Annotated in this window: 21 protein-coding genes; 7 read left to right on the top strand and 14 right to left on the bottom strand. The window is 71.9% G+C overall.

Features of this window, described 5'->3' with window-relative positions:
• Positions 1-69 precede the first annotated feature (69 nt).
• Positions 70-1,482, bottom strand: coding sequence for an aminotransferase class III-fold pyridoxal phosphate-dependent enzyme (locus tag ABEA82_RS23135; RefSeq protein WP_425588547.1), 1,413 nt, complete (start codon positions 1,480-1,482; stop codon positions 70-72).
• A 350-nt stretch (positions 1,483-1,832) separates the two neighbouring features.
• Between ABEA82_RS23135 and ABEA82_RS23130 the strand changes: the two genes are divergently transcribed.
• Both ABEA82_RS23130 and ABEA82_RS23125 read left to right on the top strand, forming a co-directional pair.
• On the top strand, positions 1,833-3,056 hold the full coding sequence (locus tag ABEA82_RS23130; protein WP_345663531.1) for a trypsin-like serine peptidase: 1,224 nt from the start codon (positions 1,833-1,835) through the stop codon (positions 3,054-3,056).
• 192 nt (positions 3,057-3,248) lie between these two features.
• Positions 3,249-4,448 carry a trypsin-like serine peptidase gene (locus tag ABEA82_RS23125; RefSeq protein ID WP_486389421.1) on the top strand — a complete coding sequence of 400 codons (1,200 nt, stop codon included), beginning with the start codon at positions 3,249-3,251 and terminating at the stop codon, positions 4,446-4,448.
• 95 nt (positions 4,449-4,543) lie between these two features.
• Here ABEA82_RS23125 and hflX read toward each other — a convergent pair whose 3' ends face one another.
• From hflX to miaA, 6 genes are all read right to left on the bottom strand, one after another.
• Complete coding sequence (hflX, locus tag ABEA82_RS23120; protein WP_345663529.1) at positions 4,544-6,037, bottom strand: GTPase HflX; 1,494 nt, start codon at positions 6,035-6,037, stop codon at positions 4,544-4,546.
• A 172-nt stretch (positions 6,038-6,209) separates the two neighbouring features.
• Positions 6,210-7,700, bottom strand: a complete 1,491-nt coding sequence (locus ABEA82_RS23115) for a M1 family metallopeptidase (RefSeq protein ID WP_345663528.1) — start codon at positions 7,698-7,700, stop codon at positions 6,210-6,212.
• A 170-nt stretch (positions 7,701-7,870) separates the two neighbouring features.
• Entirely contained in the window at positions 7,871-10,039 is a 2,169-nt protein-coding gene (locus ABEA82_RS23110; protein WP_345663527.1) for a RelA/SpoT family protein, read from the bottom strand.
• Positions 10,040-10,335: 296 nt separating this feature from the next.
• The gene (gene dapF / locus ABEA82_RS23105; protein WP_345663526.1) at positions 10,336-11,208 is read right to left on the bottom strand and encodes a diaminopimelate epimerase; all 873 of its coding nucleotides are present in this window, start codon (positions 11,206-11,208) and stop codon (positions 10,336-10,338) included.
• A 58-nt stretch (positions 11,209-11,266) separates the two neighbouring features.
• A complete protein-coding gene (locus ABEA82_RS23100; protein WP_345663895.1) occupies positions 11,267-11,815 on the bottom strand; it encodes a hypothetical protein in 549 nt (182 codons plus the stop codon).
• 108 nt (positions 11,816-11,923) lie between these two features.
• Positions 11,924-12,862 carry a tRNA (adenosine(37)-N6)-dimethylallyltransferase MiaA gene (miaA, locus tag ABEA82_RS23095; RefSeq protein ID WP_345663525.1) on the bottom strand — a complete coding sequence of 313 codons (939 nt, stop codon included), beginning with the start codon at positions 12,860-12,862 and terminating at the stop codon, positions 11,924-11,926.
• A 180-nt stretch (positions 12,863-13,042) separates the two neighbouring features.
• Between miaA and ABEA82_RS23090 the strand changes: the two genes are divergently transcribed.
• Both ABEA82_RS23090 and ABEA82_RS23085 read left to right on the top strand, forming a co-directional pair.
• The gene (locus ABEA82_RS23090; RefSeq protein ID WP_345663524.1) at positions 13,043-13,321 is read left to right on the top strand and encodes a hypothetical protein; all 279 of its coding nucleotides are present in this window, start codon (positions 13,043-13,045) and stop codon (positions 13,319-13,321) included.
• Between the two features lie 26 nt (positions 13,322-13,347).
• The gene (locus ABEA82_RS23085) at positions 13,348-13,716 is read left to right on the top strand and encodes an antitoxin (protein WP_345663522.1); all 369 of its coding nucleotides are present in this window, start codon (positions 13,348-13,350) and stop codon (positions 13,714-13,716) included.
• A 141-nt stretch (positions 13,717-13,857) separates the two neighbouring features.
• Here ABEA82_RS23085 and ABEA82_RS23080 read toward each other — a convergent pair whose 3' ends face one another.
• The 4 genes from ABEA82_RS23080 to ABEA82_RS23065 all read right to left on the bottom strand — a co-directional run bounded on the left by ABEA82_RS23080 (position 13,858) and on the right by ABEA82_RS23065 (position 17,939).
• Entirely contained in the window at positions 13,858-14,571 is a 714-nt protein-coding gene (locus ABEA82_RS23080) for a class III extradiol dioxygenase subunit B-like domain-containing protein (protein ID WP_345663521.1), read from the bottom strand.
• A 65-nt stretch (positions 14,572-14,636) separates the two neighbouring features.
• Positions 14,637-16,163, bottom strand: a complete 1,527-nt coding sequence (gene miaB, locus ABEA82_RS23075; RefSeq protein WP_345663519.1) for a tRNA (N6-isopentenyl adenosine(37)-C2)-methylthiotransferase MiaB — start codon at positions 16,161-16,163, stop codon at positions 14,637-14,639.
• 64 nt (positions 16,164-16,227) lie between these two features.
• Positions 16,228-16,881, bottom strand: coding sequence for a response regulator (locus ABEA82_RS23070; protein ID WP_345663518.1), 654 nt, complete (start codon positions 16,879-16,881; stop codon positions 16,228-16,230).
• On the bottom strand, positions 16,881-17,939 hold the full coding sequence (locus tag ABEA82_RS23065) for a sensor histidine kinase (RefSeq protein WP_345663517.1): 1,059 nt from the start codon (positions 17,937-17,939) through the stop codon (positions 16,881-16,883). The genes ABEA82_RS23070 and ABEA82_RS23065 overlap by 1 nt, the downstream gene beginning before the upstream one ends.
• A gap of 134 nt (positions 17,940-18,073) precedes the next feature.
• On the opposite strand from ABEA82_RS23065, the gene ABEA82_RS23060 reads away from it, so the two are divergent.
• The gene (locus ABEA82_RS23060; protein WP_003993423.1) at positions 18,074-18,559 is read left to right on the top strand and encodes a cation:proton antiporter regulatory subunit; all 486 of its coding nucleotides are present in this window, start codon (positions 18,074-18,076) and stop codon (positions 18,557-18,559) included.
• 4 nt (positions 18,560-18,563) lie between these two features.
• Positions 18,564-19,784 (top strand): cation:proton antiporter, encoded by a 1,221-nt coding sequence (locus tag ABEA82_RS23055; protein WP_345663516.1) that lies wholly within the window; start codon positions 18,564-18,566, stop codon positions 19,782-19,784.
• Between the two features lie 344 nt (positions 19,785-20,128).
• Here the strand turns inward: ABEA82_RS23055 and ABEA82_RS23050 are convergent, their stop codons facing one another.
• Complete coding sequence (locus tag ABEA82_RS23050) at positions 20,129-20,536, bottom strand: pyrophosphohydrolase domain-containing protein (protein ID WP_345663515.1); 408 nt, start codon at positions 20,534-20,536, stop codon at positions 20,129-20,131.
• Positions 20,537-20,646: 110 nt separating this feature from the next.
• Between ABEA82_RS23050 and ABEA82_RS23045 the strand changes: the two genes are divergently transcribed.
• Positions 20,647-21,648, top strand: coding sequence for a TAXI family TRAP transporter solute-binding subunit (locus ABEA82_RS23045; protein ID WP_345663514.1), 1,002 nt, complete (start codon positions 20,647-20,649; stop codon positions 21,646-21,648).
• Positions 21,649-21,720: 72 nt separating this feature from the next.
• Here the strand turns inward: ABEA82_RS23045 and ABEA82_RS23040 are convergent, their stop codons facing one another.
• Positions 21,721-23,124 carry a sensor histidine kinase gene (locus ABEA82_RS23040; protein WP_345663513.1) on the bottom strand — a complete coding sequence of 468 codons (1,404 nt, stop codon included), beginning with the start codon at positions 23,122-23,124 and terminating at the stop codon, positions 21,721-21,723.
• A gap of 9 nt (positions 23,125-23,133) precedes the next feature.
• A complete protein-coding gene (locus ABEA82_RS23035) occupies positions 23,134-23,820 on the bottom strand; it encodes a response regulator transcription factor (protein ID WP_003993418.1) in 687 nt (228 codons plus the stop codon).
• Position 23,821: the final 1 nt, after the last annotated feature.

Raw genomic sequence — 23,821 nt, 5'->3', positions numbered from 1 at the left:
GCTCGCAGGAGAGCGAGGGGTCGTGGGGTGGCGGCACATGTCGTGCGTGGACTCCCTCGGCACGCACGCTCACGGCGCGAACGGAGCGTCCGCCGGAACGCCATGGTGCCGGGCCACGGCCCCGACGGCGTCGGCCAGGCGGTCCAGCACGGCGGCTGCCTGTTCGTCGGTGATCGTCAGGGGTGGCAGCAGCCGTACGACGTTCGCGTGGCGGCCGCCGAGTCCGACGATGAGGCCCCGTCGAAGGCACTCCCGTTGGACCGCGGCCGCCAGTTCGGGGGCGGCGGGACGGAGCCGTCCCGCGCTGTCCGGCGTCACCGACGGCCCTGGGTCGTCATCCACCAACTGCACCCCGATCATCAGCCCCCGGCCCTGTACGTCGCCCACGCACGCGTAGTCGTCCACCAGCCCCTGAAGTCGGCTCAGCATTCGCGTCCCGAGATCAGCCGCACGCTGGGCGAGGTGGTTCTCGCGGACGTGGGCGAGGGTCGCGGTTCCGGCGGCCATGGCGAGTTGGTTGCCGGGGAAGGTGTCGGCGTCGGCGCCCGGTGTCCCTGCGTCGAGGTCGTCGCGGTAGACCACGACGGCCAGCGGCAGGCTGCCTCCGATGGCCTTCGAGAGGACCATGACGTCGGGGGTCACTCCGCTGTGCTCCACCGCCCAGAAGGCGCCGGTCCGGCCGACGCCCGTCTCGATCTCGTCGGCGATCAGCGGGACGGACCGGTCGGCCGTGAGCTGCCGCATGCGCCGCAGCCAGGCGTCGGAGACGGGGATCACCCCGCCCTCGCCCTGGACGGGCTCGACGATCACCCCGGCAGGGAGTGGCCCGCCGGGCCTGGGGCCGTGGAGGAGGGACTCGGTCCAGCCGACGGCGAGGTCGGCGCCGCCCTCACCGGCCACGTCGAACGGGCAGCGGGGGTCCTGCGGGGAGGGCGGATGCGCGACGCGTCCGTCACGTTCGCCCGCGGACGCCTCGAGCGGACCGGTGGTCCTCCCGTGGCCGTCCCCGGTGAACGCGATGAGGCCGGTCCGCCCGGTCGCCGCCCGGACGAGATCGCAGGCGCTCTCCACCGCGGCACTGCCGGCCGGTCCGCAGAACCGCACGCGGGCGCGGTCGGCGAGTCCTGGCGGCAGGGTGCGGAACAGTTCGGTGACGAAGGCGTCTTTGACGGGGGTGGCCAGGTCGAGGACGTTCAAGGGCGCGCCGGAGTCGAGGACCCTGCGGATGGCTTCCAGGACGACCGGGTGGTTGTGCCCGAGCGCGAGGGTGCCGGCGCCCGAGAGGCAGTCCAGGTAGCGGCGGCCGTCGGCGCCCTCGATGGTCAGCCCACGGGCCCGCACCGGCACGATCGGCAGGGCGCGGGCGTAGGTGCGGGCCCCGGACTCGCGTCCGGACTGGCGGCGCAGAATCCCCTCGTGCGTGGAGGGCGCGCCGGTCGCCAGGGCATCGGAGGCGCCACCGGGGAGGGATTTCGTCGGCACAAGCCCCACAGCGGCTTCCTCGGAGGCCTTGCCCCCCTGTCCTCCCTGAGTCGATTCCGCCACGACTTCCCTGACCTCCCACTGGGCACGGGCACAGGGGACCGCACACGGACAGCAGGCCCCTCACCCCTACCAACCCCGGTCCGCTCACCGGGTTACGGGTTGCTTCAAGATCCTTGCCGTGACGGAACTGTTGCGGATCCGTGGGCCCTCCCCCACAGCCACCGCATAGTGTGTGGTGCCGTTCCCGGACGCCCGCGCGGTCGGCCCGAACGTCCCGTCAGTCAGCGGAAGACAGGGCCGAGGCGCCCGTTCGTCCGCACTCGTTCCACCTCAGGGGGAGTCAGATCATGCGATCCATACGGACGTCGTCCACCGCCGGCCGAGGGGGGAGGACGCGCCGCAGGATCTCCCCCGTGCCGGCCGCCGTGGCTCTCGCCTCGGTGCTCGCGCTGACCACCACCGCCTGCGAGTCGGGCGACGCCGCGGCGGGCGGTGAGGCCTCGGCGTCCGCGAGCGCCTCCGACGACGGCAAGCTGAAGATCCCGGCCGACATCAGGGAACGGCTCCGCGAGCACGGCATCGACGTCGACAAGTGGAAGAACGGCGCCTGGAAGAACTGGGACCGGGACGACTGGCTGCGCGAGGCCAACGAGTACATCAACCCCATCATCGAGGGGCTCTGGAACCCGGACCGCATGCGGGACGCCGAGGAGCCCGACCAGGGTGTCGACGACAGCGACCTCTCCGGTGACCAGGGCGTGACCGACCCCACGCCCGAGCCGGTCGACGCCCAGGCCGTGCCGCCGTCGTACCACGCCAACGTCCCCACGGCCGGGAAGGTCTTCTTCGACTCCCCCGACGGCTCGGCCGTCTGCTCGGCGACCGTGGTGAAGGACCCGGCTCACCCGGGCAAGTCCAACCTGGTGTGGACGGCGGGCCACTGCGTGCACGCGGGCAAGAAGGGCGGCTGGTACCGCAACATCGCGTTCGTGCCGTCGTACAACGACGACGGCAAGCCGGTCGCCGAGTTGGAGAACGCCACCCGGGAGGACGTCGCTCCGTTCGGTGTCTGGTGGGGCGACTGGGCGCAGACCTCGGACCAGTGGATCGAGCAGGGTGGCTCGACGGGCGGGGACGGCGCGTCGTACGACTTCGCGGTCATCCATGTGACGCCGGAGAAGGGCAGCGGCGGCAAGTCGCTGGAGGAGACCGTCGGTTCGGCGCTGCCGGTCGACTTCGACGCGCCCGCCGTACCGAAGGCGAAGAGCCTCACCGCGATCGGCTATCCGGCCGCGCCGCCGTACGACGGGCAGAAGCTGTTCCGGTGCCAGGACCAGCCGGGTCGGCTGTCGCTGACCGCGTCGGATCCGACGATGTACCGCATCGGCTGCACCATGACCGGCGGTGCGTCGGGCGGCGGCTGGGTCGCGACCGGCTCGGACGGCAAGCCGGCACTGGTGTCCAACACCTCGATCGGTCCGGTGACGTCGGGCTGGCTGGCCGGACCGCGCCTGGGTGACGTGGCCGAGGGCGTCTACGACTCGGTCAGCAAGAAGTTCGCGGGCCGGTGACGACCGGCTGAGCACCGCCGGCGGCGGGGCGGGGAACCACTCGTGGACTCACGGAAACCTTCACCGCCTCGCCCCGGTTCGCCCTCAACTCCCCGGGCATAGTGGGGAGTCGCGCCGGGAGCCTCCCGGCGCCTGTGTGTGACGTGCGCACGTGGCACCACACTCGTACGTATCAACGGGGGTCAACGCACCATGCGTTCCACACGTATGCCCGCGGCAAAGCGCGGGCGGCGCGGCGTTCTCGCCGCCACCGGGCTCGTCGCCGCCCTGGCGCTCACCGCGACCGCATGTGACGGTTCCACGGACTCGGCGAGCGACAAGCCCGACGCCTCCACCTCGCAGACGGCGGACGGCGGCGGCAAGGTCGAGATTCCGGCCGACCTCGCCGGCAAGCTCAAGGAGCACGGGATCGACGTCGACAAGTGGAAGGACGGCGGCTGGAAGGACTGGGACCGGGACAAGTGGCTCAGTGACGCCAAGGACTTCGTCAACCCGGTGATCGCGGGCCTCTGGAAGCCGGAGCGGATGAAGTCCGCGAAGGAGGCCGACAAGACGGTGACGACGAAGGACGCGTCGGCCGGCCAGGGCGTCACCGACCCGGACCCCGCGCCCGTCGAGGCCCAGGCCGAGAAGACGCCGTACCACGAGAACGCGGCGCCGGTCGGCAAGGTCTTCTTCGACTCCCCCGACGGTCCGGCCGTCTGTTCCGGCACGGTGATCAAGGACGTCAACCACCCGGGCAAGTCCAACCTGGTGTGGACGGCGGGCCACTGCGTGCACGCCGGCGGCAACGGCGGCTGGTACCGCAACATCATGTTCGCCCCGGCCTACAACGACCTGGGCAAGTCCGAGGCGGAGCTCGGGAACGCGAACCCGGCGGAGATCGCCCCGTACGGCAACTGGTGGGCGGACTGGGCCTCGACCTCCAACCAGTGGATCCAGGGCGGCTCGGAGACCGGCGGCGACGGGGCCGCGTACGACTACTCGGTGCTGCATGTGAAGCCCGAGCAGGGCGCCAAGTCGCTGGAGGAGACGGTCGGCGCCGCACTGGACGTGGACTTCTCCGCGCCGTCCGCGGCCGAGGCCGCCAAGATGGGCGCCTGGGGCTACCCGGCGGCACCGCCCTACAACGGCCTGAAGATGTTCAAGTGCGTCGACGTCCCCGGCCGCTTCTCGCTCAGCCCGAGCCTGCCGACGATGTACCGCATCGGCTGCGACATGACCGGCGGTTCGTCCGGCGGCGGCTGGTTCCGGGTGCGCAACGGCAAGTCCGTGCTGGTCTCCAACACCTCGATCGGCCCGGCCGACAACACCTGGCTGGCCGGCCCGCAGCTGGGCCCGGAGGCCGAGGCGCTGTACCAGAACATGAGCAAGACCTACGGCGGTCGCTGACCGCACACAGCGCGTAGGCCGCGCACACCACGTAGGCCGCACGCACCACGAAGGCCCGCCCCCGAGCTGCTCGGGGGCGGGCCTTCTGCAACAGGTCAGGCGAGTGGTGCCGGAACGTACGGCGCGAGCTCCGCCGCCAGTTCCTCGTGCACCCGCACCTTGAGCAGGGTGCCCTCCGGGGTGTGCTCCTCGGAGAGCACCTCGCCCTCGTCGTGGGCACGGGCGACCAGCTTGCCGTGCGTGTACGGCACGAGAGCCTCGACCTCGACCGAGGGACGCGGCAGCTCGTTGTCGATGAGCGCGAGCAGCTGGTCGATGTTCCGGCCGGTGCGGGCCGAGACGGCGATGGACCGCTTCTCGACGCGCAGCAGGCGCTGCAGTGTCAGCGGGTCGGCCAGGTCGGCCTTGTTGATCACGACGATCTCGGGTACGTCGGTGGCGCCGACGTCCCTGACGACCTCGCGCACGGCGGCCAGCTGCTCCTCCGGGTTCGGGTGCGATCCGTCCACCACGTGCAGGATCAGGTCGGACTCGCCGACCTCCTCCATCGTGGAGCGGAACGCCTCGACCAGGTGGTGGGGCAGGTGGCGGACGAAGCCGACGGTGTCGGCCAGCGTGTACAGCCGTCCGCTCGGGGTCTCGGCCCGGCGCACGGTCGGGTCGAGGGTCGCGAACAGGGCGTTCTCGACCAGCACGCCCGCGCCGGTGAGGCGGTTGAGCAGCGAGGACTTGCCGGCATTGGTGTAGCCCGCGATGGCGACCGAGGGCACCTTGTGGCGCTTGCGCTCCTGGCGCTTGATCTCGCGGCCGGTCTTCATCTCCGCGATCTCCCGGCGCATCTTCGCCATCTTCTCGCGGATCCGCCGCCGGTCCGTCTCGATCTTGGTCTCACCGGGACCACGGGTGGCGAGGCCGCCGCCCTTGCCGCCGCCCATCTGCCGGGACAGCGACTGACCCCAGCCTCGGAGCCTCGGCAGCATGTACTGCATCTGCGCGAGTGCGACCTGCGCCTTGCCCTCCCGGGACTTGGCGTGCTGGGCGAAGATGTCCAGGATCAGGGCCGTACGGTCGATGACCTTGACCTTGACGACGTCCTCGAGGTGGATCAGCTGGCCCGGGCTGAGCTCACCGTCGCAGATGACGGTGTCCGCGCCCGTCTCGAGGACGATGTCCCGCAGCTCCTCGGCCTTGCCGGAGCCGATGTACGTCGCCGCGTCGGGCTTGTCACGGCGCTGGATCACACCGTCGAGCACGAGCGCGCCCGCCGTCTCCGCGAGGGCGGCGAGCTCCGCGAGGGAGTTGTCCGCGTCCTGCACGGTTCCCGTGGTCCAGACGCCGACGAGCACGACCCGCTCCAGGCGGAGCTGGCGGTACTCGACCTCGGTGACGTCCTCGAGCTCGGTGGAGAGGCCCGCCACACGGCGCAGGGCCGCGCGCTCGGAGCGGTCGAGCTGGTCGCCGTCCCGCTCTCCGTCGATCTCATGGCTCCAGGCGACGTCCTCTTCCATCAGGGCATCGGCTCGAAGACCCTCGGGGTGGCTGTGCGCGAAGCGCTTGGTGTCCTGGGAAGGGGAAGAAGAGGAGGTCATTGGATCCTTACGTAGCTGGGAAACCGTTCACGGCGACGAAAAGTGCTGCCGCGGACCGGCCGGAGCCCGTCCGTCACTGTCCACAACGCAGGAGCCCTCCGGGAGATTCCCGGCGCTCCGTGCCGCGCCGACCCGTCGATAGTCGCACGGCACGGGACGTCTCGTCACCGTGTTATCGGGCCGCCGCGGTCGCGGACGCCGACGGCTTCCAGTCCGGGTACCCCGGCATCGGCGGGGTCTTCTCGCCGTACAGCCAGGCCTGGAAGAAATCGTCCAGGTCGCGCCCGGAGACCTCGGCGGCGAGCCGGACGTAGTCCTGCGTCGAGGCCGTGCCGTCCTGGTGGCGGGTGACCCATGAGCGTTGCAGCCGGTCGAAGGCCGGGCCGCCGATCTCCTGGCGCAGGGCGTACAGGACGAGCGCGGCGCCGTCGTAGACGTTGTGCCGGAAGATGCCGACCTTGCTCCCGGGCTCGGGTGCCTTGGGGGCGGCGGGCGGTCCGCCGGCCGTGCGCCAGCCGTCGGAGGCGCCGTACGCGTCCCTCATCCGGTCCCGCATCTTCTTTCCGCCCCGCTCCTCGGCGTACATCGCCTCGTACCAGGTGGCGTATCCCTCGTTGAGCCACAGGTCGGACCAGGTGCGGGGGCTGACGCTGTCGCCGAACCACTGGTGGGCCAGCTCGTGGACCATGATCGACTCGATGTACCACGCCGGGTGGGTGTTCTCGGTGAAGAGCTCCCGCTCGAAGAGGGAGAGTGTCTGGGTCTCGAGTTCGAAGCCGGTGGAGACGTCGGCCGCGAGCAGTCCGTACGTCTCGAAGGGGTAGCGGCCGAGCTTGCTCTCCATCCAGGCGATCTGGCCGGGGGTCTTCTCCAGCCAGGGCTCGACCGCCTTGCGGTGCCGGGTCGGTACGACGTCGCGTACGGGCAGCCCGTGGGGGCCGGTGCGGCGCAGCACCGTGGAGCGGCCGATGGAGACCTGCGCGAGTTCGGTGGCCATGGGGTGCCGGGTGCGGTAGGTCCAGGTGGTCGATCCGCCGGCCCTGTTCACACCGGCGGGCAGACCGCCCGCGACGGCCGTGTGGCCCTCGGGCGCGGTGATCCGGATGGTGTACATCGCCTTGTCGGAGGGGTGGTCGTTGCAGGGGAACACCAGGTGCGCGGCGTCGGCCTGGTTGGCCATGGCGAGGCCGTCGGCGGTGCGCACCCAGCCGCCCTCACGGCCCTTGGGCGGCCTGGGGTCACTGGTGTGGCGCACGGTGATCCGCATCCGGTTGCCGTCCGGCACGGTGGCGCCCGGGGTGATCACCAGGTCCTCACCGGCGGTGCCGAACTTCGCGGGCTCGCCGTCGACCTCGACCGAGCGGACCGTGCCGTGGGCGAAGTCGAGGTTGAAGCGGTCCAGGTCGGCCGTCGTGCGGGCGTCGATGGTGGTGACGGCCTGCAGCGGTTCGCTGTTGCTGCCGGAGTAGGTGAAGGAGAGGTCGTACGAGGCCACGTCGTAGCCGGGGTTGCCCAGGTACGGGAAGAGGCGGTCGCCGATGCCGAGCGGAGCGACGGGGGCGCTCGCTGCGACGAGGCAGACGGAGACGGCCGAGGCGAGCAGCGCCCCCGTCGTTCTCCGGGTGCGCGTGCGGGGGCCGTGGCTGTGGGGGGTGAGAGGCATGCCCCACGGCTATCAGCGCGCCGGAGCGCGACGAGGACGACACGCGTCCGGCCCACCCGAACCGGGGACCGGGGTCTGGGCCGGTAGCCGCCTTCGTGTGCCCGGATCCGGCCCGGCTCAGCCGCTCCGGACCTGCGACCAGCCGCTCCGGACCTGCGGCCGCGCCCGGCTCAGCCGCCCTGCGTCTGCGGCTGGGCCCGGCTCACGTCGTACACCCCGGCCACGTTGCGCATCGCGCGCATGAGAGCGGGCAGGTGGCCCGCGTCCGGGAGCTGCACGGTGTACGTGTGGCGGACCTGCTGCTGGGCCGGGGGCTCGACGGTCGCGGAGACGATCTCGGCGCCTTCGAGAGCCATGGCCTCGGTGAGGTCCGCGAGCAGATGGGGACGGACGAACGATTCGGCGACCAGCATGACCCGGCACTCGGTGGCCTCGCCCCAGCGCACGCCGACCTCCGTACGCCCTCCGTCCTTCATGCGGTCCACCGCCGCGCACTCGGCGCGGTGCACGGTGACCGCTCCCCCGCGCACGGCGAAACCGGTGATCTCGTCGGGCGGTACGGGTGTGCAGCACCGGGCGAGCCGGACGGTCGCGCCCGGCCGGTCGGTGAGGACGTGGCCGGGGGCCGGTCCGTCCTGGTCAGGGGCGCCGGCGGTGACGGGGCGGCGAGCGGGCGCGCGGTCCTCGGTCTGCCGGTCCTCCCGGGTCTCGGTCCGCTGGGCCTCGGCCTGTGCGGGGTGGGCGGCGAGCCAGCGCTGGATGGCGATCCGGGCCGCCGGTGTGTGCGCGTGCTCCAGCCATTCCCGGGAGGGCTCGGACGCCGGGTCCTGGCCCATGAGGAGCTGGACGGTGTCGCCGTCCTTCAGGACGGTGCTCAGCGTCGCCAGGCGGCCGTTGACGCGGGCTCCGATGCAGGCGTGCGCGTCCTCGCCGTACTGCGCGTACGCGGCGTCCACGCAGGTCGCGCCCTCGGGCAGGCCGAGCGTGCCGCCGTCGGGCCGGAACACGGTGATCTCGCGGTCCTGGGCGAGGTCCTCGCGCAGGGTCGACCAGAAGTGGTCCGAGTCGGGTGCCGCCTCCTGCCAGTCGAGGAGCCGGGAGAGCCAGCCGGGCCGGGTGGGGTCGACGCGCTCGCCGTCGGCCGGATCGTCGGCGGCGGGGGCGTACGGGTTGCCGAGCGCGACGACTCCCGCCTCGGCGACCTTGTGCATCTGGTGCGTGCGGATCAGGACTTCGATGACCTGCCCGTCCGCCCGGGCGACGGCCGTGTGCAGCGACTGGTACAGGTTGAACTTCGGTACGGCGATGAAGTCCTTGAACTCCGATACCACCGGCGTCATACAGGTGTGGAGTTCGCCCAGGACGCCGTAACAGTCGGCGTCCTCGTTCACCAGGACCAGGACGCGGCCGAAGTCGGAGCCGCGGAGCCGGCTGCGTTTGCGGGAGACGCGGTGCACGGAGACGAAGTGGCGGGGCCGGATGAGGACTTCCGCCGGGATGTCCGCCTCGCGCAGCACGGTGCGCACCTCGTCGGCGACCTCGGCGAGCGGGTCGTCGGCGCGCGCGGCGTTGCGGACGATCAACTCCCTTGTGCGGTCGTACTCCTCGGGGTGCAGGATCGCGAAGACCAGGTCTTCCAGTTCGGTCTTGAGCGCCTGGACGCCGAGCCGTTCGGCGAGCGGGATGAGCACGTCACGTGTCACCTTGGCGATGCGTTCCTGTTTCTCGGGGCGCATCACGCCGAGGGTGCGCATGTTGTGCAGCCGGTCGGCGAGTTTGATCGACATGACGCGCACGTCGTTGCCGGTGGCGACGAGCATCTTGCGGAAGGTCTCGGGCTCGGCCGCGGCTCCGTAGTCGACCTTCTCCAGTTTGGTGACGCCGTCGACGAGGTAACGGACCTCCTCGCCGAACTGCGCGCCCACCTGGTCGAGCGTCACGTCCGTGTCCTCGACGGTGTCGTGGAGCAGGGACGCGGTCAACGTGGTGGTCTCGGCGCCGAGTTCGGCGAGGATCAGGGTGACGGCGAGCGGGTGCGTGATGTACGGCTCGCCGCTCTTGCGCATCTGGCCGCGGTGCGAGGACTCGGCCAGGACGTAGGCGCGGCGCAGGGGTTCGAGGTCCGCGTCGGGGTGATGGGCGCGGTGTGCCTCGACGACGTGGCTGATGGCGTCGGGCAGCCGGTCGCGGGCGGCCGGGCCGAGCAGCGCGGCCCGGCCGAGGCGGCGCAGGTCGATCCGGGGGCGGGCCTTTCTGCGGGGGGCTGTCGGCGTCACCGGTCCTGACACCGCGCCCGGCATCGGGCCTGGGGTCACGGAATTCGTGGCCTCCGCACTCATGGGCACCTCCGGCTGCGTGGACCGGCGGACGGGTGCCCCAGGGCGGACACGGCTCACGGGGCGGCTTCGGTCCCCCGTCCGGGCCGGTGCTTGATGCTACCGAGCCCACCACGCGCGGCTGACCGCCTCTCGCCGAGCGTGAAACTGATCACCCATTCGAGCGACGAATGTGAGGTTTGCACCCCTGTACATTGCGACCGCGGCAATGCGCTTCCCGCCAAATGGCCGGTTCGCGACGGTGGTTTCGGGTCGAGTGGCCGACAGAGGGCGACTGGTTCAGGCCGGTCGCGTCCAGCTCACGGGGCCGTGGCGGTTTCCAGCCACGCCGCGTCGATCTCGCCCTCGGCCACGATCAGCGCCGGGCCCGTCATCTCGATCTGCCCGTCGGGCCGCTCGGTGATCACCAAGGTCCCGCCGGGGACGTCGACGGTGTACGTCACCGGCGTACCGGTGACCGCCGGGTCGGCTCCGTCGCGGCGGGCGGTGGCCACGGCGACCGCGCACGCGCCCGTGCCGCACGAGCGGGTCTCACCGGAACCCCGCTCGTGCACGCGCATCGCGACGTGCCCGGGGCCGCGGTCGACCACGAACTCGACGTTCACACCGTCCGGGTAGGCGGCGGCCGGGCTGAAGGGCGGCGGGGAGTACAGGTCGCCGGCGTGCGTCAGGTCGTCCACGAACGCCACCGCGTGCGGGTTCCCCATGTTCACGTTCCGCGCGGGCCAGCTGCGCTCTCCGACGCTCACCGTGACGTCGCCCTCGGGGAGCAGTGCCTTGCCCATGCCGACCGTGATGTCGCCGTCCTTGGCGATGTGCACGGTCTTCACCCCTCCGCGCGTGGCGATCGCGAGGTCCCCTTCGGCGACATGTCCGGCGCGCTGGAGGTAGCGCGCGAAGACGCGCACGCCGTTGCCGCACATCTCGGCGATCGAGCCGTCGCCGTTGCGGTAGTCCATGAACCACTCGGCCTCGGCCGACATGCTCTTCGCCTCGGGGTGGGCAGCGGACCGCACGACGTGCAGCAGACCGTCACCGCCGATGCCCGCGCGGCGGTCGCACAGGGCGGCGACGGCGACCGGGGGCAGGTCGAGGGTGTTCTCGGGGTCCGGGACGATCACGAAGTCGTTCTCGGTGCCGTGACCCTTGAGGAAGGGGATCCGCGTGCTCATGCCTCGATCGTACGGGGCGCCGGGGGCCGGTACGGCGGTGAGTCTGCGCGGGCGCGGGTCAGCGGAGCCTGGCTACGCGCCAGACCGCCAGGACGACCACCGCCGCCACCATCACCGCGTACGCGAGGGCGACCCGCCAGTCGGGTCTGCGGCCGGAGCCCTTGGCCGGCAGGCCCGGCCACGTGTAACCCACGCGGCGGGCCGCCATCATGCCCCAGCCGGCCGCGCACGAGCAGATCAGCAGGCCGAGCATGGCGATGACGGCCCCGCTGTCGCCGAAGTCGAAGGCCAGCGGGAACGCGAACATCAGGGAGCCGAGTGCCGCGAGGCCGACGATGGGAGCGAGCTGCCAGATGCGCAGCCGGCGCTGCGGGCGCAGCTCGACCTCGACCTCGTCGGCGAACATCTCGCCGGGCTCGGGGCCGTCGTCGGTCACACCCTGCGTCTCGTCGGGCCCGTCGGAGCTGAGGCTGTCCGTCTCCTGCTCCGGTGCGTCCCGGTCCTCCGGTCCGTCCCGGTGTTCGGGTCCGTCCCGGTGCTCCGGTTCATCCCGCTCGGCGGTGATGTGATCGGTGCTTCGTGCGGTGTCGCGAGGGCCGGCCTCCATCGCCACGCGCCCTCCCAACTAGGACTCAACTCGGTCGATCGAAGCTCGATGATGGCACGCCGCCGAAGGCCCGGATGACGGCCTGGGCGTCCCGATGCCATGACGTGATCAGGCTGTAACCGGTCGTTCGACCAAAGACAGCGCGAGCTGCGGAAGTTCTGCGAGGTCGGCCGCAGCCCCACTCAACCAGTGCACCCGTGGATCGCGCCTGAACCACGAATCCTGGCGGCGCGCGAAGCGCTTGGTGGCACGTACGGTCTCGACCCGTGCCTCCTCGAGGGTGCACTCCCCGGCGAGCGCCGCGAGCACCTGCTGGTAGCCGAGCGCGCGCGAGGCCGTACGCCCTTCACGCAACCCCTGCGCCTCCAGTGCGCGCACCTCGTCGACGAGACCGGCGTCCCACATCCGGTCGACCCGGCGCGCGATGCGCTCGTCCAGCTCGGGCCTGGCCACGTCGACGCCGATCTGGAGTGTGTCGTACACCGAGTCATGACCGGGGAGATTGGCGGTGAAGGGCCTGCCGGTGATCTCGATCACCTCCAGGGCCCGGACGACCCGCCGGCCGTTGCTGGGCAGGATCGCCCGCGCGGCCTGGGGGTCGGCGGCGGCCAGCCGGGCATGCAGCGCGCCCGGGCCGCGCAGTGTGAGCTCCTCCTCCAGGCGGGCGCGGACCTCCGGGTCGGTGCCGGGGAACTCCAGGTTGTCCACGGCCCCGCGTACGTACAGTCCGGAGCCGCCGACCAGGATCGGCCAGCGGCCCTCCGCGAGCAGCGCCTCGATCCGCTCCCGCGCCATGCGCTGGTACTCGGCGACGGATGCCGTGACGGTCACGTCCCAGACGTCCAGGAGGTGATGCGGGACGCCGCCGCGCTCCTCGGGCGTCAGCTTGGCGGTGCCGATGTCCATCCCTCGGTAGAGCTGCATGGAGTCGGCGTTGACGACCTCGCCGCCGAGACGCTGAGCCAGGAAAACGCCCAGATCGGACTTTCCGGCCGCAGTTGGTCCGACGACGGCGATGACGCGGGGTGCGGGGGGTGTGCTGCTCACCGACCCAGTCTCGCAAACCTCGCACCCCGCTCTCGAACGAGTTACGTGACGCCACAGTCGCGAGGTCGTTGCCCGTTCGAGGTCCTGCCGCCGGATCACAGAGGCGGTGGCCCGGGCCGCGCAAACGGACGCACCGGGCGACGCGGGATTTCGCCCGCACGAGTAACGTATGGAGTGGATATGGGCGTTTTTGCACGCATTCTCCGGCGGTCGAAGGCCACGGCGGAGGCGCCTGCCGCCGAGGCTCAGGCCGACGGGGTCAAGGACGGCTCCGAGGCGGACAAGGCGGCGGAGGCGGCGGAGACCGCGAAGGAGAAGGGGTCCGACGGGGCAGCGGAGCCGGCCGAACCGGCGGCCGAGGCTCCAGAGTCCGGCGAGACCGAGAGCGTCGACATCCCGAAGCAGCAGTCCACCGACATGGCGGCCGACAACGAGGCCGGTGAGAACGCCCGTACGTGACCGCCTCGCGCGAGGGAAGGTGAACCATGGGTCTCCTGCACAACGTGAAGGCCAAGCTGGGCCCGGCCAAGGGAAAGGTCTCGGACCTCGCGCAGCGGCACGAGGGCAAGATCCACCACGGCCTCGACAAGGCCGCCGAGGCCGTCGACAAGAGGACCAAGGGCAAGTACAGCGACAGGATCCACTCGGGCACGGGCAAGGCCAAGGGCGCCATGGACCGACTCACGCACAAGGAAGACGGCGGACCAGAAGCGGGCGGCGCGACACCGCCGCCGAGCACGGGCGGTGCGACACCGGGCGCGGGCGGCACGGCGTCGGGCGCGGGCCGTACCCCGCCACCGTCGGACGCGGGTGGCACCACGCCGCCGGACGACGCGCCACCGCCCACTTCCTGAAGCGCGCGTCGGCGCGCGCCTCGGCGCAAAGGTCGGCGCACATGTCGGCGCGCGCGTCGGCGTACCGAAGGGCACAACGGCGGACGGCCGTGGAGCACACAAGCTCCCGGCCGTCCGCCGTTTCCCCTGCTTGAGGCCGGGCTACGACCAGCCGGCCACGATGTATCCGACGCCGTACGGCGCGTCCTCGTACAGCAGTGATCCGCCGAGGCCCGCGTCCTCGGCCGCACCCGCCAGAACCTGCCATGGGGCACGGCCGGACGCCTTCAGTTCGTGCGCGAGGTCCGTGTCCAGCCCGGTCAGAGCGGCCAGATCCGCCGCGCCGAGCGCCCGCGCGACCTCCGCGTCGAAGGGGGCCGCCCGTTCGTCCAGATAGCCCGGGGCCTTGAGCGTCCGGCACGCGCTGGCATCACCCATCACCAACAGCGCGACCCGCTCGGACCGGGCGGCGATGTCCCGCCCGATCCGGGCACACTCCTCGGGCGGGAGCCGGTCCCCCACGCCGAGTCCCTCGACCGGGGCGTCGGACCACCCGGTCCGCTCCAGCAGGCGGGCGGCCACGGCCAGCGCGTACGGGAGCCTCCGTTCCGTGTGCGCACCCCCGCCCCGCCCCAGCCGGACGTCGAGATCGACGCCGAAGCCCCGGAACGAACCAGGCGTGCCCTCCGGGTACGTCTCGCACCCGGAGCCGTCCACCGGCCCGACGACCACGAGCCGGCCGGGCCGGGCGGCGGCGAGCACGCCCAAGGCGTCCGTGCAGGCCGCCCGCGCGGGATCCAGCTCCGGAGCGGCACCGGCGGCGACCTCGGGAACCAGCAGGGGCGGGCAGGGACAGACAGCGGCGGCGACAAGCATGATCGGCAGGGTAACCCTGGTGGGCGGCCCGCAAGCACACCGCGTCCAGGGGCGTCACCCCGCTCTCAGTCGCAGCCGCAGCCGCTCGTGGCAGCCGGGAGCGGCTCGGGCACGCCGATCTTGGGCAGACCCAGGAGGACGCCGGTCGGCTGGGACGGCCTCGCCGCCTTCTCGGCGTTGCGCTTCTCCCAGGCGTCACCCGCGCGGGTGCGGCGCACGTCCAGCACGGCGCCCTCGGCGAGGAGGTGGTGCGGGGCGGCGTAAGTGATCTCGACCGTGACCACGTCACCGGGGCGGACCTCCTGGTCCGGCTTGGTGAAGTGGACGAGCCGGTTGTCGGGGGCACGGCCCGAGAGGCGGTGGGTGCTGTCGTCCTTGCGGCCCTCGCCCTCGGCGACCATCAGCTCCAGCGTGCGGCCGACCTGCTTCTTGTTCTCCTCCCAGGAGATCTCCTCCTGGAGGGCGACGAGACGCTCGTAGCGCTGCTGGACGACCTTCTTGGGGATCTGGCCGTCCATCTCGGCGGCCGGGGTGCCCGGGCGCTTGGAGTACTGGAACGTGAAGGCCTGGGCGAAGCGGGCCTCGCGCACCACGTGCAGCGTCTGCTCGAAGTCCTCCTCGGTCTCACCGGGGAAGCCCACGATGATGTCGGTGCTGATCGCCGCGTGCGGAATGGCGGCGCGGACCTTCTCGATGATCCCCAGGTAGCGCTCCTGACGGTAGGAGCGGCGCATGGCCTTCAGGACCGGGTCCGAACCGGACTGGAGCGGCATGTGCAGCTGCGGCATCACGTTCGGCGTCTCCGCCATGGCGGCGATGACGTCGTCGGTGAAGTCGCGCGGGTGCGGCGAGGTGAAGCGGACCCGCTCGAGGCCCTCGATCGTCCCGCAGGCCCGCAGCAGCTTGCTGAAGGCCTCACGGTCGCCGATGTCGGAGCCGTACGCGTTGACGTTCTGCCCGAGGAGCGTGATCTCGGAGACACCGTCGGCGACCAGGGCCTCGATCTCGGCGAGGATGTCGCCGGGGCGGCGGTCCTTCTCCTTGCCGCGCAGGGCCGGGACGATGCAGAAGGTGCAGGTGTTGTTGCAGCCGACGGAGATGGAGACCCAGGCCGCGTAGGCGCTCTCGCGGCGCGTCGGCAGCGTCGAGGGGAAGGCCTCCAGCGACTCGGCGATCTCGACCTGCGCCTCCTCCTGGACGCGGGCGCGCTCCAGCAGGACCGGCAGCTTGCCGATGTTGTGCGTGCCGAAGACGACGTCCACCCAGGGCGCCTTCTTCACGATGGTGTCGCGGTCCTTCTGCGCCAGACAGCCGCCGACCGCGATCTGCATGCCGGGGCGGCTCGCCTTCTTCGGGGCGAGGTGGCCCAGGTTGCCGTAGAGCTTGTTGTCGGCGTTCTCCCGCACGGCGCAGGTGTTGAAGACGACGACGTCCGCCTCGCCGTCGGAACCCTCCGGGGCGCGGACGTAGCCCGCGTCCTCCAGCAGACCGGACAATCGCTCGGAGTCGTGGACGTTCATCTGGCACCCGTAGGTGCGTACCTCGTATGTGCGTGTGCCGCCCACTGACGTGCTCCGGTCGATGCTGCTCATGGGGACAAGGGTAGGCGGTCTCCGGAAGTGACTTGGACGCCTGTGGACAACCGGGGCGGCCGCCTCACGCCTCGATGAGTCCGGCCCGGATCGCGTACCTGGTCAGCTCCAGACGGTCGCGCATGCCGAGCTTCTGGAGGAGGTTGGCGCGGTGGCGTTCGACCGTCTTGGCGCTGATGAAGAGGAGTTCGCCGATCTCCTTGGAGGTGTGGCCCTCGGCGACCAGCTTGAGGATCTCCTCCTCGCGCTCGGTGATGGGCCGTTCCGGGAGGCCGCCGCCCCCGTGCAGCCGCTCCAGGTAGGAGCGGACGAGTGCCCGCTCGGCCCCGGGGTAGATGAACGGTTCGTCGCGCACGGCCGCCCGGCAGGCCTCGACCAGATCGCGGTCGGCGACCGACTTCAGGACGTAGCCGCTGGCTCCGGCCCTGAGCGCCTCGAAGAAGTACTCCTCGTTGTCGTACATGGTCAGGATGAGGATGTGCAGCTCGGGAAGCCGGCGGGAGAGTTCACGGGCCGCCTGGAGGCCGGTCATGCGGGGCATCGCGACGTCCAGGACGGCCAGGTCCACGGGAGTCTCCCGGGCCTTGGCGACGGCCTCGGCGCCGTCCCCGGCCTCGGCCACGACCGTGAGGTCGGGCTCCCCGTCCAGGATGAGGCGCACTCCCCGGCGTACGAGGGTGTGGTCGTCGGCGAGCAGGACGCGGATCGGTGGGGACATCAGCGGGGTCCTTCAGTCACTGGTGTGCGCGTCACCGGTACGCGCAGCCGTATGTCGGTGCCGCCGCCCGGGGCCGCTTCGAGGGTGAGGGCCGCGCCGATCAGCAGGGCGCGTTCGCGCATGCCGGTGATGCCGGCGCCCTCGGGGGCGTCGCCGAGGCCCGTGCCGTTGTCGCGGACGAGGAGCTCGACGCCGCCGGGTACCGGCTGGAGCCGGAGTTCGGCGCGGTCGGCGGCGGCGTGCCGGGCGGTGTTGGTCAGGCCTTCCTGGGCCACCCGGTACACGACGAGTTCCGACTCCGGGCTCAGGGCGGGGAGGTCGCCGGTGACATGGTGGCGCACGGTCAGCCCATGCGTCGTGAACTCGGTGGTGAGCGAGCGCAGGGCGCTGGCCAGGCCGAGCTCCTCCAGGACCCCGGGGCGCAGCCGGCGGGCGATCCGGCGGATCTCGTCCAGCCCGGCCCGGGTCGCCTCCTGGGCCTGGCCCACTTCCTCGCGCAGGTCCTCGGGGGCCCGGTCCGCGACGCGCTTGAGCTGGAGGAGCACGGCGGTCAGGGTCTGCCCGACCTCGTCGTGGAGCTCCCGGGCGATCCGGTGCCGTTCGCTCTCCTGCGCGGACAGCGCCCGGGCGGCGCCCGCGGCCCGCTCGGCCTCCAGGCGGTCGAGCATCGTGTTGTACGTCGTGATCAGCCCGGCCGTCTCCGCGGGCCCGGCGACCACCGGGCGGGAGCCGGGACGCAGCAGGTCCGCGGTGGCCATGGCCCGGTCGAGCCGCTGGAGGGGCACGAGGCCGAAGCGCAGGACGAGCGCATTGCCGGCGAGCAGCACCAGCAGTCCGCCGAGCAGGACGAGCGCCTCACCTGCCAGCACGGGCGTGGACACGGTGACCGGGCCGAGCAGCAACGCGGTGGCCACGACCAGGCCCGCGGCGTTGAGCGAGAAGATCCGCCAGAACAACGACACGTTCCTGGATCCGCCCCTTCCGCCCTTCGCGTACGACTCCGCCCCCTCCACCCTCTCCGGCGACCGGCCGCTGCGTATATCCGTCACGACACCCATGTCGTCACCGTACGGCCGGATGGCAGCATGCGGAGTCGACCGATCCGTCGATCGACACCACTCACGACACCGACACAAGTCCGCTCACGACACCGACACAAGCAAGACGATCAAGACGAACAAGGGGAAGAAACGTGTCAGCTCCGCGCCTGAGGGCGACGCCGCTGCCGGGAATCGGGGTCCAGTACGACCTGGAGACCCGGGAACACCGCCATCTGTCGGTGGTGGCGCACCGCGACGGCACGCGCACGGTGAACGTGTACCGGGCCGACGATCCCGACTCCTGCGCGCACTCCCTGCGGCTGACCGGCTCGGAGGCCGGTTCGCTGATCGACGCGCTGAAGCCGTCCCACCACAGCCCGAGTCTGCTGTACACCACGGACCTGGGGCTGGTCGCCGAGCGGATCGAGGTGGCCGCGACCTCGCGCTGGAACGGGCGGGTGCTGGGCGACACCAAGATGCGGACGGACACGGGCGCATCGGTGGTGGCGGTGCTGCGCCGGGCCGAGGCCATCCCCTCGCCCGCACCGGACTTCCGGCTGGCGGGCGGTGACACGCTGATCGTGGTCGGCACCCGTGAGGGCGTCGACGCCGCCGCGACGATACTCGGGCGGGAGTGATCCGGTGCACTCAGCGGTCCTGCTGATCGAGTTCGGTTCCATCATCCTCGGCCTCGGCCTGCTCGGCCGGTTCGCCGGCCGTTTCCGGCTCTCGCCGATACCGCTGTACCTGCTGGCCGGTCTGGCCTTCGGCGAGGGCGGTCTGCTGCCGCTGGGCGCGAGCGAGGAGTTCGTCGCCACGGGCGCGGAGATCGGCGTCATCCTGCTGCTGTTGATGCTGGGCCTGGAGTACACGGCGAGCGATCTGGTCTCCAACCTCAAGACGCATTACCCGTCCGGTCTGGTCGACTGCGCGCTCAACGCGCTGCCGGGGGCGGCGGTGGCGCTGCTGCTCGGCTGGGGGCCGGTGGCCGCGGTCGTCCTGGCCGGTGTCACCTGGATCTCTTCCTCCGGGGTGATCGCGAAGGTGCTGGGCGATCTGGGCCGGGTCGGCAACCGGGAGACGCCGGTGATCCTCAGCGTGCTCGTGCTGGAGGATCTGGCGATGGCGGTGTACCTGCCCATCGTCACGGCCCTGGTGGCGGGCGTCGGGCTGCTGGCCGGCAGTGTGACCCTGGCGATCGCGCTGGGCGCGGCGGGGCTCGTGCTGTTCCTGGCCGTGCGGTACGGCAGGCTCATCTCGCGGTTCGTCTCCAGCGACGACCCGGAGAAGCTGCTGCTGGTCGTGCTGGGTCTGACGATCCTGGTCGCGGGTGTCGCCCAGCAGCTCCAGGTCTCGGCGGCGGTGGGGGCCTTCCTGGTGGGCATCGCGCTGTCGGGTGAGGTGGCGGAGGGCGCGCACACCCTGCTGAGCCCCCTGCGCGACCTGTTCGCGGCGGTCTTCTTCGTCTTCTTCGGGCTGCACACCGACCCGTCGAGCATCCCGCCCGTCCTGCTGCCCGCCCTGGGCCTGGCGGTCGTCACCGCTCTGACGAAGATCGCCACCGGCTACTGGGCGGCTCGGCGGGCCGGGATCTCCGTGAAGGGCCGCTGGCGTGCGGGCGGTGCGCTGGTGGCCCGCGGCGAGTTCTCGATCGTCATCGCCGGTCTGGCGGTCTCGGCGGGCATCGAACCGTCCCTCGGCCCGCTGGCCACGGCCTATGTCCTCATCCTGGTCGTCGTTGGCCCCCTCACCGCGCGGTACACGGAGCCCGTGGCGATGTGGTGGAGCCGGCGCCGCGAGCACCGGGACCTGCCGGAGACGACGCCCCGGACGACGGAGGCGGAGGCTCCGGTGGCGGACTGAGGAGCCGGGGGCTGCGGGGCGGCCGTCCGTCTCCGCCCTTCGGCCCCCGGGTCGTCAGCCGGCCCCGTCCGGCCATCCCCGGGCGGTCAGGCAGCGCCGTCCGATTCCCCCCGGCCGGGTGGTGAGTCAGTCCCGTCCGGCACCCCGGGTCGTGAGCCGGTCCCGTCCGGCACACCTCCGGCCGTCAGCGGTCCCGTCCGGCATCCCTGGACCCTCAGCCGGTCCCATCCGGCCCACTCCCGGACCGTCAGCCGGCCCCATCCGGCACGCCTCCGGCCGCCACTCGGCCCCGTCCGACGCACCCCGCACCGTCAGCCGCTCCCAACCGGCACACCCCCGAACCGTCAGCCGGCCCCGCCCGGCGTCCACCCCTGCCTCCGCAGCACCTCCGTGACGTCCGGTGCCTCGTAGTGCTCCCCCTTGAGCACCTTGCCGTCCGCACGGCGGGAGACCGAGCCGTCGGGGCCGATCTTCGTCATGTTGGAGCGGTGGATCTCGGCGAGCACCGCGTCGAGGTCGATGCCGTGGACGAGGGCCGTGCCATAGGCGACGTAGACGACGTCGGCCAGTTCGTGGGCGAGCCGGTCGAGCGGGCCCCCGACCGACACCTCGGCGACCTCGGCCGCCTCCTCCGCGAGGAGTTCACCTCTGTGGGCGGCGAGGTCCGGGGAGATCTCCGTCGGGGTGGCGCGGGCGTCCAGGCCGAAGGCGAGGTGGAATTCACGGACCAGGTCTGCGGGCGAGGAGCTCATGGGGGGCGACTGTAGTGGCCGCCACTGACACTCCCCCTCGCCGCAAGACGGGCCCCGTCTGTGAGCCCTCCCCTGGTCAGCGAGGCACCCCGGCTGGCAGGATCTCGCGCATGTCCAAGATGTTCCCCCGAATCGGCAGGCGCAGGGCCCTGCAGGGCGGCGCCGCCTCCCTGGTGGTCCTCGGGCTGCTGCTGTGGTGGCTGCGGCCCTGGGCCGAGGAGCCGCCGGGCGGGACGATCAGGTTCAGCACGGGCACCCGCGCGGGGGTCTACCACGAGTACGGCAAGCTCCTGCGCACCGAGATCGACCAGGACATGCCCGACCTGACCGTGCGCCTGCAGACCAGTGCCGGTTCGCAGGAGAACGTCATGGACGTGGCCACGGGCAGGGCCGACTTCGCGATCGCCGCGGCCGACGCGGTCGCCACGTACCGGCTCGACCACGGCGCGGGCGCCGACCGGCTCCGCGGAGTAGCACGCCTGTACGACGACTACGTCCAGCTCGTCGTGCCGCCCGGCTCGGACATCCGCTCCGTCGCGGACCTGCGGGGCAAGCACGTGGCCATAGGGCTGCCGAACTCCGGGGTGCGGCTGATCGCGAACGGCGTGCTCAAGGCGGCCGGTATCGACCCGGAGAAGGACATCAAGCCCTCGTCGGACGGCATCGACACCGGCCCGAGACGGTTGGGACACGGCCTCGACGCGTTCTTCTGGTCGGGTGGCCTGCCCACGGACGGGCTCAGCAGGCTGGCCAAGAAGTCGGCGTCGGCCTTCCGGTTCGTGCCGATCGACGCCCGCCTCGTGGCCAAGCTCCACGACCAGGGCGGTGCCACCCGCTACTACCGGGCCACGAAGATGCCGGAGTCGGCCTACCCCACCATCCAGCGCGGCGACCCGGTCCCCACCCTGGCGGTGTCCAACCTGCTGGTCACCCGCAAGGACATGGACCCCCGGCTCACCGAGTGGCTGACCCGTACCGTGATCGACAGCCGGGACGGCATCGGCGCGACCGTCCACTCCGCCCAGCTGGTGGACGTCCGTACGGCGATCTACACCGACCCGCTCAAGCTCCACGCCGGCGCCCAGCGCTACTACCAGTCGGTCAAGCCGTAGCGCCCGGGCCCGCCCCTGCCGGCTGCCGTCAGCCGTAGCGCCCGGGCCCAGCCTGCCGACTGCCGGCTGCCGTCAGCCGGTGGGCCCGGACCGGGGCACGCGCACCGTCACCCGCAGCCCGTGCGGCTCGTGATGGTCGTACCCGATCGAACCGCCGCCCGCCGCGAGCAGGGCCCGCGAGATGGACAGCCCGAGGCCCGAGCCCTTGATGTTCTGATGGCGCCCGCTCCGCCAGAAGCGGTCACCGATGCGGGCCAGTTCCTCGTCGGTGAGACCGGGGCCGTGGTCGATGACGACGACGGTGGAGGTGTCGCGGTCGGAGGCGACGGTCACCTCGACGGTCTGGTCCTCGGGCGTGAACTTCACGGCGTTGTCGATGACGGCGTCCAGCGCGCTGGACAGGGCCACCGGGTCGGCCCACGCGGTCGTCGGCGGGCAGTCGCCCACCAGGCGTACGCCCTTGGCCTCGGCGGTCGGGGCCCAGGCCGCGACCCGTTCGGCGGCGAGCGCACCGATGTCCGTGATCTTCAGATCCGCCTCGCTGTGCTCGGCCAGCGCCAGGTCGAGCAGGTCGTCCAGCACCTCCGCGAGACGCTTGCCCTCGGCCTGGACGGAGGCGATCTCCTGGTTGCCCTCGGGCAGTTCGAAGGAGAGCAGCTCGATGCGCAGCAGCAGCGCCGCGAGCGGGTTGCGCAACTGGTGCGAGGCGTCGGCCACGAAGGCGCGCTGCTGCTCCAGCACGTCCTCGACGTTGTCGGCCATCTCGTTGAACGACCGGGCCAGGCGCCGCAGTTCCGGCGGCCCGCCGGCGGCTGCGACCCGGGACTTCAGCCGCCCGGTGGCGATGTCGTGGGTGGTGGCGTCGAGGACGCGTACGGGCCGCAGCACCCAGCCGGTCAGCCGCAGGGCGGCGCCGACGGCCAGCAGCATCGCGGCGGCCTCTCCCGCACCGATGACCAGCCAGCCGTGCAGCGTGCGCGAGCGCATCTGCCCGGTGGGCGAGTCGGTGACGACGACCGCGACGACATCGCCGTCCCGGATGACCGGCGAGGCGACCACGAGGTTGCGGCGCTGCCAGGGCCATACCTGCTGCGGGTCGTGGCTGCGACGGCTGAGCAGCGCCTCGTCGAAGGCGTCCCGTACCTCGCCCTCCTTCGGCAGTGACCAACTGGCCGGTGCCTGAGCCATGGCACGGCCGCTGCGGTAGAAGACCCCGGCCCTTATGCCGTAGACCTCGTGGTAGCTGTCGAGCTCGCTGCTGAGCACGGTCAGACGCTCGTTCTCGAACACGCCGGCGTCGGTGGGCGAGTCGGTGACGAACTGGGCGAGGGCGGCGAAGCGCGCGGTGTCGTCGATCCGGTCGACGACGACCTTCTGCTGCTGGGCGCCGGCCAGACTGACGGCGAGCGGGACGCCGAGCGCCAGCAGCACGGCCGCCATCAGGACGATCAGCAGCGGGAGCAGACGAGTGCGCACCCGGCCCCGCTACCCGGCAGGCGCGACGAGCCGGTAGCCGACTCCGCGTACGGTCTCGATGAGGGCCGGCATGCGCAGCTTGGCGCGCAGGGAGGCGACGTGCACCTCCAGGGTGCGCCCGGTCCCCTCCCAGCTGGTCCGCCACACCTCGCTGATGATCTGCTCCCGGCGGAAGACCACCCCGGGCCGCTGCGCGAGCAGGGCCAGCAGGTCGAACTCCTTGCGGGTCAGCTGGATCACCGCCCCGTCGACGCTGACCCGGCGGGTGGGCAGCTCGATGTGCACGGGGCCGAGGCGCAGCTCGGTCTCGATGCCGCTCGAGGTGTCCTCGTGGGAGGTGCGCCGGCTCACGGCGTGGATGCGGGCGAGCAGTTCCCCGGTGTCGTACGGCTTCACCACGTAGTCGTCGGCGCCGAGGTTGAGTCCGTGGATGCGGGAGCGCACGTCGGAGCGTGCGGTGACCATGATCACCGGGGTGCTGGTGCGCTTGCGGATCTTGCCGCAGACCTCGTATCCGTCCTGGTCGGGAAGGCCGAGGTCGAGGAGGACGACACCGAAGCAGTCGCTCTCGGGGACGAGAGCCTGGAGGGCCTCTTCACCGCTGCGCGCGTGCGTGACGTCGAACCCGTGCCGCGCCAGGACCGCCGAGAGGGCGGCGGCGACGTGGTTGTCGTCCTCGACGAGCAGCAGTCTCATC

The sequence above is a fragment of the Streptomyces venetus genome (assembly GCF_039540295.1).
GTDB lineage: Bacteria > Actinomycetota > Actinomycetes > Streptomycetales > Streptomycetaceae > Streptomyces > Streptomyces venetus.
The sequence above is the reverse complement of the archived record's forward strand: the minus strand, read 5'-3'. Positions and strand labels throughout refer to the sequence as shown.